The sequence below is a fragment of the Limimaricola variabilis genome, assembly GCF_034371605.1.
Taxonomy (GTDB): domain Bacteria; phylum Pseudomonadota; class Alphaproteobacteria; order Rhodobacterales; family Rhodobacteraceae; genus Limimaricola; species Limimaricola variabilis.
Map to the genome: position 1 here is coordinate 1,303,398 of NZ_CP139691.1, position 15,879 is coordinate 1,319,276.

14 protein-coding genes and 1 pseudogene are annotated in these 15,879 nt (G+C 69.4%); 5 read left to right on the top strand and 10 right to left on the bottom strand.

The genetic code is table 11. The annotated features are described in order from the left end of the window. Positions 1-2 precede the first annotated feature (2 nt). The 3 genes from T8T21_RS06445 to T8T21_RS06455 form a co-directional block, all read right to left on the bottom strand. Entirely contained in the window at positions 3-1,166 is a 1,164-nt protein-coding gene (locus T8T21_RS06445) for a M20 aminoacylase family protein (protein ID WP_322337250.1), read from the bottom strand. A gap of 86 nt (positions 1,167-1,252) precedes the next feature. Then, the gene (locus tag T8T21_RS06450; RefSeq protein WP_183474689.1) at positions 1,253-2,056 is read right to left on the bottom strand and encodes a glycosyl transferase; all 804 of its coding nucleotides are present in this window, start codon (positions 2,054-2,056) and stop codon (positions 1,253-1,255) included. A 61-nt stretch (positions 2,057-2,117) separates the two neighbouring features. Then, on the bottom strand, positions 2,118-3,389 hold the full coding sequence (locus tag T8T21_RS06455; protein ID WP_322337251.1) for a DUF3422 family protein: 1,272 nt from the start codon (positions 3,387-3,389) through the stop codon (positions 2,118-2,120). A 182-nt stretch (positions 3,390-3,571) separates the two neighbouring features. Between T8T21_RS06455 and T8T21_RS06460 the strand changes: the two genes are divergently transcribed. Beyond that, positions 3,572-4,576 carry an LLM class flavin-dependent oxidoreductase gene (locus T8T21_RS06460; protein ID WP_322337252.1) on the top strand — a complete coding sequence of 335 codons (1,005 nt, stop codon included), beginning with the start codon at positions 3,572-3,574 and terminating at the stop codon, positions 4,574-4,576. 79 nt (positions 4,577-4,655) lie between these two features. Here T8T21_RS06460 and T8T21_RS06465 read toward each other — a convergent pair whose 3' ends face one another. After that, positions 4,656-5,825 (bottom strand): type III PLP-dependent enzyme, encoded by a 1,170-nt coding sequence (locus tag T8T21_RS06465; protein ID WP_322337253.1) that lies wholly within the window; start codon positions 5,823-5,825, stop codon positions 4,656-4,658. 287 nt (positions 5,826-6,112) lie between these two features. On the opposite strand from T8T21_RS06465, the gene T8T21_RS06470 reads away from it, so the two are divergent. Then, complete coding sequence (locus tag T8T21_RS06470) at positions 6,113-6,661, top strand: pseudouridine synthase (protein WP_322337254.1); 549 nt, start codon at positions 6,113-6,115, stop codon at positions 6,659-6,661. A 51-nt stretch (positions 6,662-6,712) separates the two neighbouring features. Here T8T21_RS06470 and T8T21_RS06475 read toward each other — a convergent pair whose 3' ends face one another. From T8T21_RS06475 to T8T21_RS06495, 5 genes are all read right to left on the bottom strand, one after another. After that, positions 6,713-7,069, bottom strand: a complete 357-nt coding sequence (locus tag T8T21_RS06475) for a VOC family protein (protein ID WP_322337255.1) — start codon at positions 7,067-7,069, stop codon at positions 6,713-6,715. Between the two features lie 40 nt (positions 7,070-7,109). Continuing rightward, entirely contained in the window at positions 7,110-8,021 is a 912-nt protein-coding gene (locus tag T8T21_RS06480) for a DMT family transporter (protein ID WP_322337256.1), read from the bottom strand. A gap of 84 nt (positions 8,022-8,105) precedes the next feature. Next, positions 8,106-9,605 carry an NAD(P)(+) transhydrogenase (Re/Si-specific) subunit beta gene (locus T8T21_RS06485; RefSeq protein WP_322337257.1) on the bottom strand — a complete coding sequence of 500 codons (1,500 nt, stop codon included), beginning with the start codon at positions 9,603-9,605 and terminating at the stop codon, positions 8,106-8,108. 12 nt (positions 9,606-9,617) lie between these two features. Continuing rightward, positions 9,618-11,189, bottom strand: coding sequence for a Re/Si-specific NAD(P)(+) transhydrogenase subunit alpha (locus tag T8T21_RS06490; protein WP_322337258.1), 1,572 nt, complete (start codon positions 11,187-11,189; stop codon positions 9,618-9,620). Positions 11,190-11,291: 102 nt separating this feature from the next. After that, positions 11,292-11,738: a methyltransferase family protein gene (locus T8T21_RS06495; protein ID WP_322337259.1), complete on the bottom strand. Its 447-nt coding sequence runs from the start codon at positions 11,736-11,738 to the stop codon at positions 11,292-11,294. A gap of 97 nt (positions 11,739-11,835) precedes the next feature. On the opposite strand from T8T21_RS06495, the gene kynU reads away from it, so the two are divergent. Both kynU and T8T21_RS06505 read left to right on the top strand, forming a co-directional pair. Further along, positions 11,836-13,032, top strand: a complete 1,197-nt coding sequence (gene kynU, locus T8T21_RS06500) for a kynureninase (protein WP_322337260.1) — start codon at positions 11,836-11,838, stop codon at positions 13,030-13,032. 144 nt (positions 13,033-13,176) lie between these two features. Continuing rightward, positions 13,177-13,530 (top strand): annotated as a pseudogene (locus T8T21_RS06505) (Hint domain-containing protein); the annotation flags it as partial. Positions 13,531-13,661: 131 nt separating this feature from the next. Here T8T21_RS06505 and T8T21_RS06510 read toward each other — a convergent pair. After that, positions 13,662-14,993 (bottom strand): cytochrome-c peroxidase, encoded by a 1,332-nt coding sequence (locus T8T21_RS06510; protein WP_322337261.1) that lies wholly within the window; start codon positions 14,991-14,993, stop codon positions 13,662-13,664. A 222-nt stretch (positions 14,994-15,215) separates the two neighbouring features. On the opposite strand from T8T21_RS06510, the gene T8T21_RS06515 reads away from it, so the two are divergent. Continuing rightward, complete coding sequence (locus T8T21_RS06515; RefSeq protein WP_322337262.1) at positions 15,216-15,803, top strand: hypothetical protein; 588 nt, start codon at positions 15,216-15,218, stop codon at positions 15,801-15,803. Positions 15,804-15,879 lie beyond the last annotated feature (76 nt).

Here is a 15,879-nt window from a genome sequence, read left to right on the forward strand (position 1 = left end):
GGTCAGGCCGCCGGCATCCGCCGTTCGACGACGCCGGCCCACCACGAACATCCCGCCGGGATCGCCTCGTCGGAGAAGTCGTATTCGGGGTGATGCACCGAGGCCGTGTCGCCGTTGCCGACGAGGATGTAGGCGCCCGGCCGTTCCTCGAGCATGTAGGCGAAATCCTCGCCGCCCATCACCAACGGCGCCTCGGCACAGTCGCCCGAGATCTCGCGCGCGACTTCGGCCGCGAACTCGGTCTCGTCGGGATGGTTGATCATCACCGGGTAGCCCTTGATGTAGTTCACCTTGGCCTCGGCCCCATAGGCCCGCGCCGTGGACTCGGCGATGGCCGTCAGCCGCTCCTGCCCCAGCTTGCGCAGCTCGGGCGACATGGTGCGGACCGTGCCCTTCATCTGCACCCGCTGGGCGATCACGTTGAACGCCTTGGACGAGGTCTCGAAAGAGGTCACCGACACCACCATCTGCTCGGTCGGATCGGCGTTGCGGCTCGCGATCGACTGCAGCGCCAGCACGATATGCGAGGCGACGAGCGTCGAATCCACCGTCTCGTGCGGCTTGGCCGCATGGCCGCCCCGGCCTTCGACGGTGATCTCGAACTGGTCGGTCGAGGCGAAGAAGGCGCCGGGCCGGATCGCGAACTGCCCGAGCGGGATACCAGGCCAGTTGTGCATGCCATAGACTTCCTGGATGCCGAAGCGCTCCATCAGCCCGTCGGCGCACATCTCGCGGCCACCGCCGCCGCCCTCCTCGGCGGGCTGGAAGATCACCACGACCGTGCCGCCGAAATTGCGGGTTTCGGCGAGGTACTTCGCCGCGCCCAGCAGCATCGCGGTGTGCCCGTCATGGCCGCAGGCATGCATCGCGCCGGGCGTCTTGGACGCATAGTCGCGGCCGGTCTGCTCGTGGATCGGCAGGGCATCCATGTCGGCCCTGAGCCCGATCACCTTGCCCGACGCGGTCGAGCGGCCTCTGATCACGCCGACCACGCCTGTCCGACCCAGCCCCTCGACCACGTCGTCGCAGCCGAAGGCGCGCAGCTTTTCCGCCACGATCCCCGAGGTGCGGTGCGTCTCGTAGAGGATCTCGGGGTTCTCGTGCAGGTCGCGCCGCCAGGCGGTGATTTCGGGAAGAAGCTCGGCGAAGCGGTTCTTGATCGGCATGATGCGTCCTTCGGGCCTATCGGGTGCGGCCCGAGACTGCGCCCAAGCGGCGCGCTGTGCAAGCCGATGCCGGCGCTGCCGCGCAGTCAGGCGCGCCAGTGCTCCGCCACCCAGGGCGCGGGCCGGATGTAGTGCCGCAGGTAGCGCAGCGGCTTGTCCTGCCGCACCTCAGAAAACAGGCCGCGCAGATGCTCGCCGGCACTGTCGGGCGCATAGGGCGGGTAATGCCCGTCGATGGCGTGGCTGGGATGCAGCCCGCCGGGAAAGATCACGATGCGCGCGTCGCGCGGCAGCTTGGGGGCGGCCACGTAGTTGAGGGGGAACGGCCGGCGGCAATGCATGCGGAAATGCCGGACCCAGGCGTTGGGAAAGAGCTTGGCCCCGCCCGGCGCGTTGCGGGTCACGAAGCGCTGCTCGAAGCGGTACTCGTCGGCGATGCCTTGCGGATCTGCGCGGAACCGCTCCTGCAGCGGCAGAAGCCCGCCCACCGGAAAGCGGAACACCGAGGTCTGGCCCAACTTTTCGAGCGGCGTGTTCGGGTTGCGCGACAGGATCACGTCCTGCGGATCGCCATAAGTGAAGAAGTCGTCGAGCGAGCCGGTGATGACGAGGTCGAGATCGAGAAACAGCACCGGACCGGTCAGGTCTCCCAGCCTCGGCCCCCAGAGGCGCGACTTGGGCCAGATGCCCTTGGAATTCTTCGGCATCTCCACGTCGATCGGCGGCAGGTCCTGGCAATCCACCTCCGGTCGGATGCCCTCGCGATTATCGGTGAAGCAGGTGAAGCTGAAGGGCGGCGTGATGTTGCGCGCCACCATGCCGTAGAGCCGGTTGATGAAGGGCGCGCCGTATTTGGTGCCCCAGTTGATGCAGATCACCTGCTTGATCATCGCTCGCCCCCGTCAATTGCCGCGCCTGTCTAGCGTGGCAAGCCCATGGCGGCCAGCCGGGTCAGTGCAGGCCGCGGCGGATCCGGCGGAGCATCAGCGCGACCATCGCCACGACCGGCAGCACAAGCGCCGCGGTCAGCGCCGTCTTGTCGAGCCCCATGGGATAGGCCAGCGGCGCCAGCAGGTAGGTGGCGAGGCTCACCGCGTAGTAGCTGATCGCCACGACGCTGAGCCCCTCGACCGTGTGCTGCAGTCTGAGCTGCGCATCGGCGCGGCGGTCCATCGAGGCCAGCAGCGCCTGGTTCTGGGCGGAGCGTTCGACATCGACCCGCGTGCGCAGCAGATCGCCCGCCCGCGCCGCCCGCTCCGACATCACGGCGAGGCGTCGGTCGGTCGATTCGACCGTGCGCATCGCCGGGTCGAAACGGCGCATCATGAACTCCGCAAAGGTCTGCCGCCCGCCGAAGCGCGACTCGCGCAGCACGCTGATGCGCTGGTTCACCAGTGTTTCGTAGGCTCGCGTCGCGCCGCTGCGGAAGCCCGACTGCGCGCGCAGCTTCTCGAGCTCGGCCGACACCTCGAGCAGCACCGCAAGCGTCTCGGCCGGATCCCCCGGCCCGCCCGCCATTTCCGCCACCAGATCCGACAGCCGGGTTTCCAGCGCACCGATCCGCTCACCCATGCCGCGCGCCTGAGCGAGGCCGAGCATCGCCATGGTCTTGTAGGTCTCGATCTCGCAGAGCCGCTGCACGACCCTGCCGATCCGTCGTTCGCCCGTACCGGGTCGGGCAAAGACCGCGAAGCGCATGTGCCCTGCCGCATCTATCCGGAAATCGCCGGCGACGATCAGCTGGTCGTCGAGCACCCGCGCCATCGCCATGCTCTCGGCCACGAACCACGCCTCCGCCCGCCGGGCGATCTCCTCCTCGCCCGCCGCGAGTTCCACCCGGACCAGCGCCGAGGTCAGGCGGCGGCCCGGGGCGCGTGCCAGCCAGTCGGAGGGAAAGCCCGACAGCCCCTCGCGGAACGGCGGCTCGGAGGGGCCGTCGCTCAGGATCATGTAGCTGACGAACTCGGTATGGCTTTCCCATTTCAGCCGATGCCGGCCGATCTGCCCGGACCAATGGGTGGCGCCGGGCTGCGGATGCGGCGCGCCGAACCAGTCCAAGAGCGCCAGCAGATGCGCGCGTTCGGCCTCGGTATCGCGCGGCTGCCCCTCCGCTGGACCGATGGCGAGAAAGGCCGCCTGCCCCGGCGCGCCGAGGCTGGGAAAGGGCCGGGCGTGCAGCTCGTTCGCCAGTTCCTGGCGCAGCGGGTGGTCGGCGAGGGTCATGGTGGCTCCGGCTTGACGTCGGGGGAGGATGGCCGGGCGCGACGGCACTGTAAACAGGGGAAAAGGTCGCATGAACAGCGGCTTGGCGCATGCGTTCGCATACCGCGTCCGGGTTGTGCATGCGGGGCGGTTTTCGCCGCGCTGTCATGCGCCCATATCGGCATCGACGCAGGAGCCATGACATGCAGAAGTTTTCCCTACTCGATCTCGCCCCGGTGACCGAAGACGAGACGCCGGCGCAGGCTTTGGCCCATGCCGCCGACCTTGCCCGCCACGCCGAGGCGCTGGGCTATCACCGCTACTGGCTGGCCGAGCATCACAACATGCCCGGCATCGCCTCGGCCGCGACCGCGGTGGTGATCGGCCATGTCGCGCAGGCCACCTCGACCATTCGCGTGGGCGCGGGCGGCATCATGCTGCCCAACCACGCGCCGCTGATCGTGGCCGAGCAGTTCGGCACGCTCGACGCGCTGCACCCGGGCCGGATCGACCTCGGGCTGGGCCGCGCGCCCGGCACCGACGGGGCGACCGCCCAGGCGCTGCGCCGCTACCACCAGTCGGCCGACGCCTTCCCGCAGGACGTGGTCGAGCTGATGGGCTACCTTGACGACGATGCGGGCCAAGGCCCGGTCCGCGCGGTGCCGGGGATGGGGTCGCATCTGCCGGTATGGATCCTCGGCTCCTCGACCTTCGGGGCGCAGCTCGCCGCCTATCTCGGCCTGCCCTACGCCTTTGCCAGCCATTTCGCGCCGCAGATGCTGGAGGCCGCGATCCAGGCCTATCGCGAGGGATTCCGCCCATCGGAGCGGCTGGAGAAGCCTTATTTCATGATGGCCGCCGGCCTGCACGCCGCCGATACGGACGAAGAGGCGTATTATCACCGCTCCTCGCAGATCCTGTCCTTCGCGCGGCTCAGGACCGGCACGCCGGGCCGCCTCTCCCGCCCGGTCAAGAACGTCGCGGACCACGTTCCGGCCAGCGCCATCGCCGGTGCCGAAGCGGCGCTTTCGGTCTCGGCCACCGGCAGCCGGGACACGGTCCGTCGGCAGCTGCGCGAGATCATCGAGCGCTATCGGCCGGACGAGCTGATGCTCACCGGCATGATGTTCGACCCTGAGGCACGCAAGCGCAGCTTCGAGATCGGCGCCGAGGTGCTCTCCGACATGAAAACGCCCGCCATGGCCTGAGGGCCATGGCGGGCGGAGACCTGTTCGGGAATGCAGCCCCGTGGGTCGTCAACCGGGCGGCAGCGCCGCCCGGTATCTCTCAGAGGATGACCACGTCCAGCGGCGGGAAGCCGTTGAAGCAGACCGAGGAATAGGTCGAGGTGTAGGCCCCGGTGTTGCGGATCAGTACCCGGTCGCCCGATTTGAGGCCGAGCGGCAGGTTCATCGGGCGCTTCTCGTAGAGCACGTCGGCGCTGTCGCAGGACGGACCGGCGAGGATGCAAGGCCCGGTGGCCTCGCCGTCATGCGAGGTCACGAACTGGTAGCGGATCGCCTCGCCCTCGGTTTCGGCCAGGCCGGAGAAGCGGCCGATCGACAGATAGACCCAGCGGTGCAGGTCCCGGTCCGACTTGCGCGAGGTCAGCATCACCTCGCAAGCGATCACCCCCGCCTCGGCCACCATGCCGCGGCCGGGCTCGGCCATGATGCGCTCGGCCCCCGGGAAACGCGCCTCCACAAGCGCCATCACCGCGGCGGCATACTCTGTCGGCGCCTGGATCTCCTCGCCGTAGAAGGCCGGGAAACCGCCGCCGATGTTCAGGAGTTGCAGCCGGTGGCCGGCCTCCTGCGCGGCGGTCCAGATGCGCGACAGCTCGTCGAGGACCGGCACCCACATCTCGGCATGGCGGGTCTGCGATCCGACATGGAAGGAGAAGCCCAGCGGTTCGAGACCCAGCTCGATGGCTCGGTCGAGCAGCTTGAGCGCGGTGTCGCGGTCGCAGCCGAACTTGCGAGTCAGCGGCCAGTCGGCCGAAGACGTCTCGACGATCAGGCGGACATAGACCTGCGCGCCCGGTGCGTGCTCGGCGATCTTCTCCAGCTCTTCCTCGGCATCGACCGCGAACATGCGGATGCCGGCGCCATAGGCGAAGGCGATGTCGGAGACGCGCTTGATGGTGTTGCCGAAGGAGACATGCTCGGGCCGCGCGCCCTGGCTCAGGCACAGCTCGATCTCGGCGCGCGAGGCGGCGTCGAAATGCGAGCCGAGCTGCACCAGCCGCTCGATGATGGCGGGATGCGGGTTGGCCTTCACCGCGTAGTGGATGTCGGCGCGGCCGAGGCCAGCTTTCAGCGCCTCGAACTGGGTCTCCACGCGGTCGACGTCGATCACCAGCGTCGGCCGGTCGAATTCGGCAGTCGCGGCATAGGCTTCGAGGCGATTGGCAACGGCGAAGGAGGGGGCGCTGGCGCCCGCGACATATGCAGTCATGTGCATCTCCGATAGACTGACGGGGGCCCCGAAAGGCCGGCGGTTCCAAGGGAGACGTTACCGTCGCTGCATAAACGCGTGCTGGGTCTGTGCGTAGGCCCCCTTTGGGGAGGCTTGCGTCCAGGCGTGGCCAGAGGCGCGTGCGTTGGCGTCTTGCGGGGGCATTTGGGATAAACGCCGGGTCGGATCAAGAGCGAATTCCGACCCGAGGGGGTATTTTTTCCCAGCCCGGTTTTCTTTCCGCCCCCTCCCGTCCTAGGGATGCCGCACCCATCCGGAGACCAGCCATGCCGTGCCTCGTCCTGTTCAACAAGCCGATGAACATGCTGTCGCAGTTCACCGATGCCAAGAGCCCGCGCCCGCGCGCCACGCTGTCGGACTTCATCGACCGGCCCGGCATCTATCCCGCCGGACGGCTGGATCGCGACAGCGAGGGGCTGCTGCTGCTCACCGATGACGGGCGGCTGCAGGCGCGGATCTCCGACCCGAAGCACAAGATGGAAAAGACCTATCTCGTGCAGGTGGAGGGCGCGCCGACCGAGGCCGATCTCGAACCGCTCCGGCGCGGCCTGACGCTCAAGGACGGGCCGACGAAGCCCGCCCGCGCCCGGCTGATCGCGCCACCTGCCCTGTGGGAACGCGACCCGCCGGTGCGGTTCCGCAAATCGGTGCCCGACGCCTGGATCGAGATCGCCATCCGCGAGGGGCGCAACCGCCAGGTCCGCCGCATGACCGCCGCTGCCGGCTTCCCGACGCTGCGGCTCGTGCGCTGGCGCATCGGCGACTGGGCGCTCGACGGGCTGGCGCCGGGGGAATGGCGCGAGATCGACGCCTGAGCCGCGAAGGCGCCGAACGCCGGCCCGCCTGTGCGGGATGCGGTGGAGGGCTCAGCTCGCCGGCTGCCACAGCTCGATCGGGTTGCCTTCGGGGTCGTGGATACGCGCGAAGCGGCCTATCTCGCTGTCCCATTCATCGCGGCGTTCGACCGCGATGCCCGCCGCATCAAGCTGCGCCACCATCGCGTCGAGATCGGCGACGCGGAAGTTGATCATCCATTGCTGCTCGGACCGGCCGAAGTAGTCCGTCTCCTGCGCGAATGGCATCATCACGGTGGGCCCGGCTTCCTGTCGCCAGATCGAAGGCCCCGGACCCTCGATGCCCAGATGGTCGAGATACCATTTCGCGAGCGCCTCCGGGTCCCGGGCCCGGAAGAACACGCCGCCGATACCGGTCACCTTTTCCATCGTCTGGCTCCCTTTTCGCCCCGGGAAGCCTAGCACATCCTCAGCGGGTCGGCGTCCGGCTTCGCCCCGGTCGCTCCGGCCGCCCCGGCTTCCAGGTGGCAAAGGTCACCATCAGGGCCGCCCCGGTGATCGCCGCCACGCCCGTGAGGCCGAGCCCATCCGGCATCACGCCGAACAGCACCGCGTCGAAGCCGAGCGCCCAGACCAGCCCGGTGAAATCGAACGGCGCCAGCACGCCGACCGGCGCCCGGGCCACCGCCTCGGTCGCCGCGACATGCGCCAGCCCGCCGGTCAGCCCCGCGCCGATCAGCCAGGGCAGCATCTGTGTCGAAGGCATCTCCCAGCCGAAGGGCAGCGTCGCGAGCCCCGCCAGCGCCGATACGGCGGCAAACCAGAAAGCGATGGTCGACGGGCGCTCGCTCACCGTCATCGACTTGATATGCACCCGCACGAAGGCCATCGTCACGGCGTAGCCCAACCCCGCCGCGATGCCGATCAACGCGCCCTGCCCCGGCGCCTCGAGCGCCGCGCCGAGCATCGCCATGACGCCGGCAAAGCCGAGGCAGGCAGCGCCCCAGACCATCGGTCCGATCCGTTCGCCGAGCAGGAGCGCCGCCAGTGGCAAGGTCAGCACCGGGGCGAGGTATCCCAGCGCCTGCGCATTGGCGACCGGCAGGTAGGCGAGCGAAACGAAGGACAGCGCCATCGACAGCGCGCCGAACAGGCTGCGCGTCAGGTGCAGGCCGGGGCGACGGGTGGCGATGGCGGCGGGAAACTCGCGGCACAGGGCCATGTAGGCGCAGATCGGGACCAGCGCCACGGCCGAGCGCCAGAACACGATCTGGCCGAGCCCGACCTCACGCGTCGCCACCGCCACCATCGCCGACATCGCGGTGATGAGGAACGCCGCGAGCAACCGCAGGCCGATGCCATGCAAAGGGCTATTCGTCATGCGACGACACTCGCCCAATGCGTGCACCCCTGCAACGCAAAAGGCCCCGCGCGGGGCGGGGCCTTCCTGTGATCCGGGCCGGGATCAGGCGATCTTGGCCAGCAGTTCGTCGAGCGATTTCTTGGCGTCGCCGTAGAACATGCGTGTGTTGTCCTTGAAGAAGAGGGGGTTTTCGATGCCGGAGTATCCGGTGCCCTGGCCGCGCTTGGAGACGAAGACCTGTTTGGCCTTCCAGACCTCGAGCACCGGCATGCCGGCGATCGGGCTGTTGGGGTCGTCCTGCGCGGCGGGGTTCACGATGTCGTTCGAGCCGATGACGATGGCGACGTCCGTCTCGGGGAAGTCGTCGTTGATCTCGTCCATCTCCAGCACGATGTCGTAGGGCACCCGGGCTTCCGCGAGCAGCACGTTCATGTGGCCGGGCAGACGCCCCGCCACCGGGTGGATCGCGAAGCGCACGGTCTTGCCCTGCGCGCGGAGCCTGCGGGTCAGCTCGGAGACCGACTGCTGCGCCTGCGCCACCGCCATGCCGTAGCCGGGGATGATCACCACGCTGTCGGCGTCCTCCAGCGCCTGCGCCACGCCGTCGGCGTCGATCGCGATCTGCTCGCCCTCGACCGCCATCGCCGGGCCCGAGGTGCCGCCGAAGCCGCCGAGGATGACGCTGACGAACTTGCGGTTCATCGCCTTGCACATGATGTAGCTCAGGATCGCGCCCGAGGAGCCGACCAGCGCGCCGGTGACGATCAGCAGGTCGTTGCCCAGCGTGAAGCCGATCGCGGCGGCGGCCCAGCCCGAATAGGAGTTCAGCATCGAGACGACCACCGGCATGTCGGCGCCGCCGATGCCCATGATCAGGTGCCAGCCGATGAAGCCCGCGATGATCGTCACCAGCACCATGGTCCAGATGCCGGCGCCGGTGAGGTAGAGAAGCCCCAGCGCCAAGCACAGCGCCAGCGCCGCGGCGTTGAGCATGTGCCCGCCCGGCAGCTTCTTCGGCTTGCCGTCGACCTTTCCGGCGAGCTTGCCGAAGGCCACCACCGAGCCGGTGAAGGTCACCGCGCCGATGAAGATGCCCAAAAACACCTCGGTCTTGAGGATGCCGATCTCGGCCGCGTCCTTCAGCGCCAGCTTCTTGCCGAAGCCGGTGAGCTCGCCGAAGAAGCCGCCGCCCGCCTGCGCGAGCTCGGTCGGGTCCAAGAGCGCCAGCGCGGCGCGGTCGAGCCCGTGGCTGGCCAGCAGCGCGTTGACGTCGTGCAGCATGATGTCGGCGTTCAGGCCGATGAACACCGCCGCCAGACCGACGAAGCTGTGCAGCGCGGCGACCAGCTGCGGCATCTCGGTCATCTGCACCCGGCCGGCGACGATCCAGCCGGCGAAGCCGCCCGCCGCGATCGCGACGAGGATGAGAAACAGGTTGTGCACGCCGGGGCCGAACACGGTGACGAAGACCGCCACCGCCATGCCGGCAATGCCGTACCAGACCGCGCGCTTGGCGCTTTCCTGGTTCGACAGGCCGCCGAGCGACAGGATGAACAGGATGGCCGCGACGATATAGGCGGCGGAAACGATGCCGATGCTCATGATCCGGCCCCCTTACGACTTGCGGAACATGGCGAGCATCCGGCGCGTGACCAGGAAACCGCCGACGATGTTGATCGAGGCGATCAGCACCGCGATGAACGACAAAAACACCACCAGCCAGTTGCCCGAGCCGATCTGCAAGAGCGCGCCGAGGATGACGATGCCCGAGATCGCGTTGGTCACCGCCATCAGCGGCGTGTGCAGGCTGTGGCTGACGCCCCAGATCACCTGGAAGCCGACGAAGCAGGCCAGCGCGAAGACGATGAAGTGGCTCATGAAGCTCTCGGGCGCGACCGCGCCGATCAAGAGCATCACCAGCGCGCCCGCGGCCAGAAGGCCGATCTGGTCCTTGGTCTGCTTCCTGAAGGCCGCGATCTCGTTCGACCGCTTCTCCTCGACCGTCAGCTCGCGCGCCTTCTCCTTCTTGGGCGCGGCGGCGATGGCGGCGGTCTTCGGCTTCGGCGGCGGGTAGGTGATCTCGCCGCGATGCGTCGCGGTGGCGCCGCGGATCACGTCGTCCTCCATGTCGTGGTCGACGACGCCGTCCTTGTTCGGCGTCAGGTCGGCCATCATGTGGCGGATGTTGGTGGCGTAGAGCGTCGAGGCCTGCGCCGCCATGCGGCTGGGGAAATCGGTGTAGCCGATGATCGTCACGCCGTTGTCGGTGACGAACTTCTCCTCCGGCACCGTCAGCTCGCAGTTGCCGCCGCGCTCGGCGGCGAGATCGACGATCACCGAGCCGGGCTTCATCGCCTCGACCATGTCGCGGGTCCACAGCACCGGCGCGTCGCGGCCCGGGATGAGGGCGGTGGAGATGACGATGTCGATCTCGGGCGCCAGCTCGCGGAACTTGGCGAGCTGCTTCTCGCGGAACTCGGGGCTGGAGGGGGCGGCGTAGCCGCCCGTGGCCGCGCTGTCCTGGCTGTCCTCGAAGTCGAGATAGACGAACTCGGCGCCCATGCTCTCGATCTGCTCGGCCACCTCGGGACGCACGTCGAACGCCAGCGTCACCGCGCCCAGCGAGGTCGCGGTGCCGATCGCGGCGAGGCCGGCGACGCCGGCGCCGATCACCAGCACCCGGGCGGGCGGCACCTTGCCGGCGGCGGTCACCTGGCCGGTGAAGAAGCGGCCGAAATTGCTGCCCGCCTCGATCACCGCGCGGTAGCCCGCGATGTTGGCCATCGACGACAGCGCGTCCATCTTCTGGGCGCGGGAGATCCGCGGCACCATGTCCATCGCGATCACCGTGGCGCCGGCGTCCTTGGCGCGGCCCAGCGCTTCGGCGTTCTGGCCCGGATAGAAGAACGAGATCAGCGTCTGGCCCTCGCGCAGCCGGTCCATCTCGGCGTCGAGCGGCGGCCGCACCTTGGTGACGATCTCCGCCTCGGCCCACAGCGTCTCGGCATCCGGCACGACCCGCACCCCCGCCGCCGCGTAGGCCGCGTCGGTGAAGCCCGCCGCCAGACCCGCCCCCGCCTCGATCAGGCACTCATGCCCAAGCTTCTGCAAGTCACGCGCCGAAGACGGGGTCATCGATACCCGCGCCTCGCCGTCATGGAGTTCCCTCGGTGCCCCGATCCTCACGCCACGTCCCCTCCGGTCATTCTGCGTTGGCGAAGGAGTAGCGGGGGAAAGAATGTTGCACAAGGGCGGCGCAGGACTTTGCTGCCGCCGGGTCACAAGGCCTCAGAGCCAGCGTCGTGTGCGTCCGGACCAAGCCTCGAAAGCGGGGCCGAAACGGGCGCGCAACATCTCCTCCTCGGGCCGGATGAAGCGGCGCGACAGGATCGCGGCGAGGACCGGCACGAGCGCCAGCGCCAGCGGCGCGTCGAGGATCAGCGCGCCGCCCGTGAGCAGCACCAGATCGCCCAGATAGATCGGGTTGCGCGAGAAGCGGAACGGCCCGGTGGTCACCAGCGTCGCCGCCTCGCGGCGCGGCATGACCTGGGTGCGGTGCCACAGCATCACTGCACTCGCCCAGAGCATCAGCCCGAGGCCCAGCGCGATCACCACCATGCCCAGCGCCGCGTGATGCATGCCGAAACCGAGCCATTCGGGCTCCAGCACGGAGATCCCCCAGGCGGCAAGCAGCGCGTAGAGGGTCCAGGCGGGGGGAAAGTCGATCCAGTACATGCCATTGTTCTGCCTTGCCGTCGGGGCGCTGTCACCCGCTGTTGCGCGGATCGAGCCGGGCTGCCATCAATCTGCGACATTTGCGGGGAGGCATGCCATGACGACCGATTTCCGGGCCACCAAGGCCCTGTTCGAGCTGCCCGAGGGCGTGACCTATCTCGACGGCAATTCGCTCGGCCCGCTGCCCAAGGCGGCGCCGGCGCGCATGGCGCGGGCGATGACGGAGGAATGGGGCGAGATGCTGATCACCGGCTGGAACAAGGCCGGCTGGATGGCGCAGCCCGCGACGCTCGGCGACCGGATCGGTCGGCTGATCGGCGCGCCCGAAGGCACCACGGTGCTCGGCGACACGCTGTCGATCAAGGTGCATCAGGCGCTGGCGGCGGCGCTGGCATTGCGCCCCGAGCGGAAGGTGATCCTGACCGACAGCGGCAATTTCCCGTCGGACATCTACATGGCCGAGGGGCTGATCGAACAGCTCGGGCGCGGCCACGAGTTGCGCGTGGTGGCACCCGAGGAGGTCGAGGCCGCGATCGACGAGGACGTCGCGGTGATGATGATCACCGAGGTCGACTACCGCACCGGGCGCCGTCACGACATGCCGAAGCTGATCGCGCGTGCGCATGAGGCCGGGGCGCTCGCCATCTGGGATCTGGCGCATTCGGCCGGGGCGGTCGATGTCGACGTCGCTGCTGCCGACACCGATTTCGCCGTCGGCTGCACCTACAAGTTCCTCAATGGCGGCCCCGGCGCGCCGGCCTTCATCCATGTGGCGCCCCGGCTGATCGACGCGGTACGGCCGGCGTTGTCGGGCTGGCTCGGCCATGACGCGCCCTTCGCCTTCGAACCGAGCTATCGCCCCGGCGCCGCGATCGCCCGGATGCGGGTCGGCACGCCCCCCGTGCTGGCCATGGCGGCGCTCGACTCCGCGCTCGACATCTGGGACGGCGTCGACATGGCGGATCTGCGCGCCGCCTCGCTGGCGCTGTCGGACCGCTTCATCGAGGGCGTCGAGGCCGCCTGCCCCGGTCTCGAGCTGGCGACCCCCCGCGATCACGCGCGACGCGGCAGCCAGGTCTCGTTCCGGCATCCGCAGGGCTATGCGGTGATGCAGGCGCTGATCGCGCAGGGCGTGATCGGCGATTTCCGGGCGCCCGATATCCTGCGTTTCGGCATCACGCCGCTTTATCTCGACGAAGCCGATATCGACCGCGCGGTCGAGGTGATGGCGTCGATCCTGCGCGACGGCTCTTGGGATCGGCCCGAATTCCACGCCCGCGCCGCCGTGACATGACGTCGTGGGACGAGACGTAGCGTCCGCCCCCTCGTCGCCGCATTCTCGCCACGTCTCCGCCCCGAACCGCGGAAATTCCGGGGTTAATGTAACCTTTCCTCAAGGGTTTCATTCCAAAACGGAGCCGATCGCGAGGGGAATGAAATGCAGCGGGCGCCTATCCCGGAGGATGCCGTGGCCTGCCCGGGCCTGTTTCTGCCCGGCACCCGGATCGCCACGGCACGCGGCGCCCGCAGGGTCGAGACGCTGCAGCCCGACGACCGGGTGCTGACCCGCGATCACGGCTTCCAACCGGTGCTCGAGCTGTCTTGGCGGGCTTGCGATCCGCACAGGGTCCTGCAGCCCGAGAATGGCCTTGCCCTGCTGCCCCGACAGAGGCTGCTGCTGCGCGGCACGCTGATCCTGCAGCTGTTCGGCACCAGCGAAGTGCTGGCCGAAGCAGGGCATCTGGGCCACGCGCCCGCGACCGAGGGGCGGCTGCCGGATCAGGCCCTGCGACTGCGCCTGCCTAGGGCCGAGTTGATCTGGGCCGATGGCCGGATCATGGAGACGGCCATTGCCGCAAAAGCCGCCCCTGCCCGGCGCTGCCTCGACTGGCACGAGGCGGCGCAGTGGCGCGCGGCGCGCGATCAGGGCATCGGCATTGGCACTGGCAGCCCGCTCGGCACCGTCTCCGGAATGCCGAGCCGCCCCGTCTTGGCAACCGGGTCGGTCAACGCTTCGAGAAAGGCCACCAGCGCGTCGATCTCCGCCGGGGCGAGGTCGAGCGGCGTTCGCGTGGCCGCCGCGCCGATCGCCGCCGTCTCGGCCGGATCGTCGAGGATCCGCCAGTCCGCCGCGTCCATCTCCGGCAGCACCGCCTGCGCCCGGTCGTAGCGGCCCAGTGCCGCAGCAGGGTCGAGGTGGTCGGCAACGAAGTCGCGCAGGCTCGCATGTGCCCCGGCATGGCCATAGGGCGCGGTCAGCGCCACGTTGCGCAGGCTCGGCGTGCGGAAGGCATGCAGATCCTCGACCCGGCCGGTCACCCGGAACCGACCTTCGTCGCGGGCATGGGTCTCGAAGCGCGCGCCCTTGCCGGGGCCGAGCTGCGGCACGGCCATGGCGTGAAAGCCGTGATCGGTCTGCAGCGGGCCGGAATGGCACTCGGCACAGCCCGCCTCGCCGTAGAACAGCGCCAGACCCGCTTCGGCCTCGGGTGCGAGCGGCGTGCCATCGCGCAGCCGCGCATCGAACGGGCTGGTATCTGAGCGGAACTCATGCGCCATGAAGGCGGCGATGACGTTGGAAATGTCGGTAAAGCCGATCTCCTCGGGCGCGAGATCGTAGAGCGTCTCGAAACTGCGGGCGTAGTCCGGTATCGCCGCAACCCGCCGCGCGATCAGCTCCCATGCGCCGCCCGGCCCGGTCAGCCGCCCCAGCCGCACCGCCTGCGCCACCTCGTTCTCACTGTAATGCCCGGCCATTTCATCCGGGCTCAGCACCGGAAACATGGTCTGGGCGGAGAGCATCGAGTCGAACCCCTCCAGCATGTCCGCGTCGAGCGGCGTACGCATGCCTCCCGGTTGCGCCGCATCGATCTCCACGCGGCCGTCATGGAACAGCGAGACGTATTCCCGCGCGCCGAGATTCCACAGCGCCTGGGAGTTGCGGGGCACCCGCTGCTCGGGCGCGTTGCCGGGATCGACGACACGCGCCGGACCGAGGCCCCGGCCGCCATCGCCCAATGGCAGGGACAACCCGTCCGAGGTGCCGAAGGCCGGGTGGTGGCAGGTCGCGCAGGCCACCTCGCGGTTGCCCGACAGGATCGGGTCGTAGAACAGCAGGCGCCCCAGCGCCGCCGCCTCCGGATCGACCGCGACATAGGCCGCGTCGTCGAGCGGCGCGGGCAATGTCTGTGCCGACACCCCGGCCGGCGCCGCGACGAGCGCCAGTGCGGCGAGACGTTGGATGGTGCGGCGCATCGGATCCCCCTAGGGCGAAGCCCCCCGCTTCACAGGGCGACGTTGCCGCAGCGCCACGCGCGGCGCAATGCCGCACGGAGGATTTGACGGAAGGTCCCGACAGGACTAGAACAAAACAGGAACATAAATTTGCAGAGAGATCCCGTGACGTGGTCGCCTCCCGCCTCATGCCCCGCCCCCGACGCGACGCCGCACAAGGCGCCGGCGCTACGCCAGCCCAGCTTGTCCGAGATCTTTCCCGAGACCGCGGCGGACGCAGCCGCGCCGGCCTTTGCGCTGGCGCATCTGTCCCCCCGCAGCGGACCGGTGCTGTGGATACAGGATCGGCTCTCGGCGCGCGAGACGGGGCGCCCCTTCCCCCCCGGGATGGGGGGATGCGAATTGCTGCACTTGCAGGTCTCGCGCGCGATCGACGTGCTCTGGGCGATGGAACAGGGGCTGGGATGCCCGGCGCTCGGCGCGGTGATCGGCGAGGTCTGGGGCAGCGCGCCCGCGGTCGACTTCACCGCGACCAAGCGGCTGGCCCTGCGCGCCGAGGCGCATGGGGTGCCCGCCTGGTTGATCCGGCGCGCCGCCCCGCCCGAGCTGAGCGCCGCGCGCGAACGCTGGCGGCTCTCCTCGCTGCCGGCCCGGCCCGAACCGGACGACGCCCGCGCGCCGGGCACGCCGCTATGGAGTGCCGAGCTGTTCCGCACCCGGTTCCGGGCGCCGGGGCGCTGGGTGGCCGGCCATGACCCCGGGACCGGCGATCTCGCCTTCGATCACGCCATCGGCATGGAGGCGGCCGAAGCCGCCCGCGCCACGGCCTGACCCGGCCGCGTGGCGGTCGACAGGGCGCGCCTATCGAATGGATGACGAGGCGGGGCATATGCGCCCTGCCCCGTGC

What these genes read in the sequence shown, in the direction of transcription:
- T8T21_RS06445 (WP_322337250.1), bottom strand. Translation starts at nt 1,166, where the DNA reads ATGCCGATCAAGAACCGCTTCGCCGAGCTTCTTCCCGAAATCACCGCC.
- T8T21_RS06450 (WP_183474689.1), bottom strand. Translation starts at nt 2,056, where the DNA reads ATGATCAAGCAGGTGATCTGCATCAACTGGGGCACCAAATACGGCGCG.
- T8T21_RS06455 (WP_322337251.1), bottom strand. Translation starts at nt 3,389, where the DNA reads ATGACCCTCGCCGACCACCCGCTGCGCCAGGAACTGGCGAACGAGCTG.
- T8T21_RS06460 (WP_322337252.1), top strand. Translation starts at nt 3,572, where the DNA reads ATGCAGAAGTTTTCCCTACTCGATCTCGCCCCGGTGACCGAAGACGAG.
- T8T21_RS06465 (WP_322337253.1), bottom strand. Translation starts at nt 5,825, where the DNA reads ATGACTGCATATGTCGCGGGCGCCAGCGCCCCCTCCTTCGCCGTTGCC.
- T8T21_RS06470 (WP_322337254.1), top strand. Translation starts at nt 6,113, where the DNA reads ATGCCGTGCCTCGTCCTGTTCAACAAGCCGATGAACATGCTGTCGCAG.
- T8T21_RS06475 (WP_322337255.1), bottom strand. Translation starts at nt 7,069, where the DNA reads ATGGAAAAGGTGACCGGTATCGGCGGCGTGTTCTTCCGGGCCCGGGAC.
- T8T21_RS06480 (WP_322337256.1), bottom strand. Translation starts at nt 8,021, where the DNA reads ATGACGAATAGCCCTTTGCATGGCATCGGCCTGCGGTTGCTCGCGGCG.
- T8T21_RS06485 (WP_322337257.1), bottom strand. Translation starts at nt 9,605, where the DNA reads ATGAGCATCGGCATCGTTTCCGCCGCCTATATCGTCGCGGCCATCCTG.
- T8T21_RS06495 (WP_322337259.1), bottom strand. Translation starts at nt 11,738, where the DNA reads ATGTACTGGATCGACTTTCCCCCCGCCTGGACCCTCTACGCGCTGCTT.
- kynU (WP_322337260.1), top strand. Translation starts at nt 11,836, where the DNA reads ATGACGACCGATTTCCGGGCCACCAAGGCCCTGTTCGAGCTGCCCGAG.
- T8T21_RS06510 (WP_322337261.1), bottom strand. Translation starts at nt 14,993, where the DNA reads ATGCGCCGCACCATCCAACGTCTCGCCGCACTGGCGCTCGTCGCGGCG.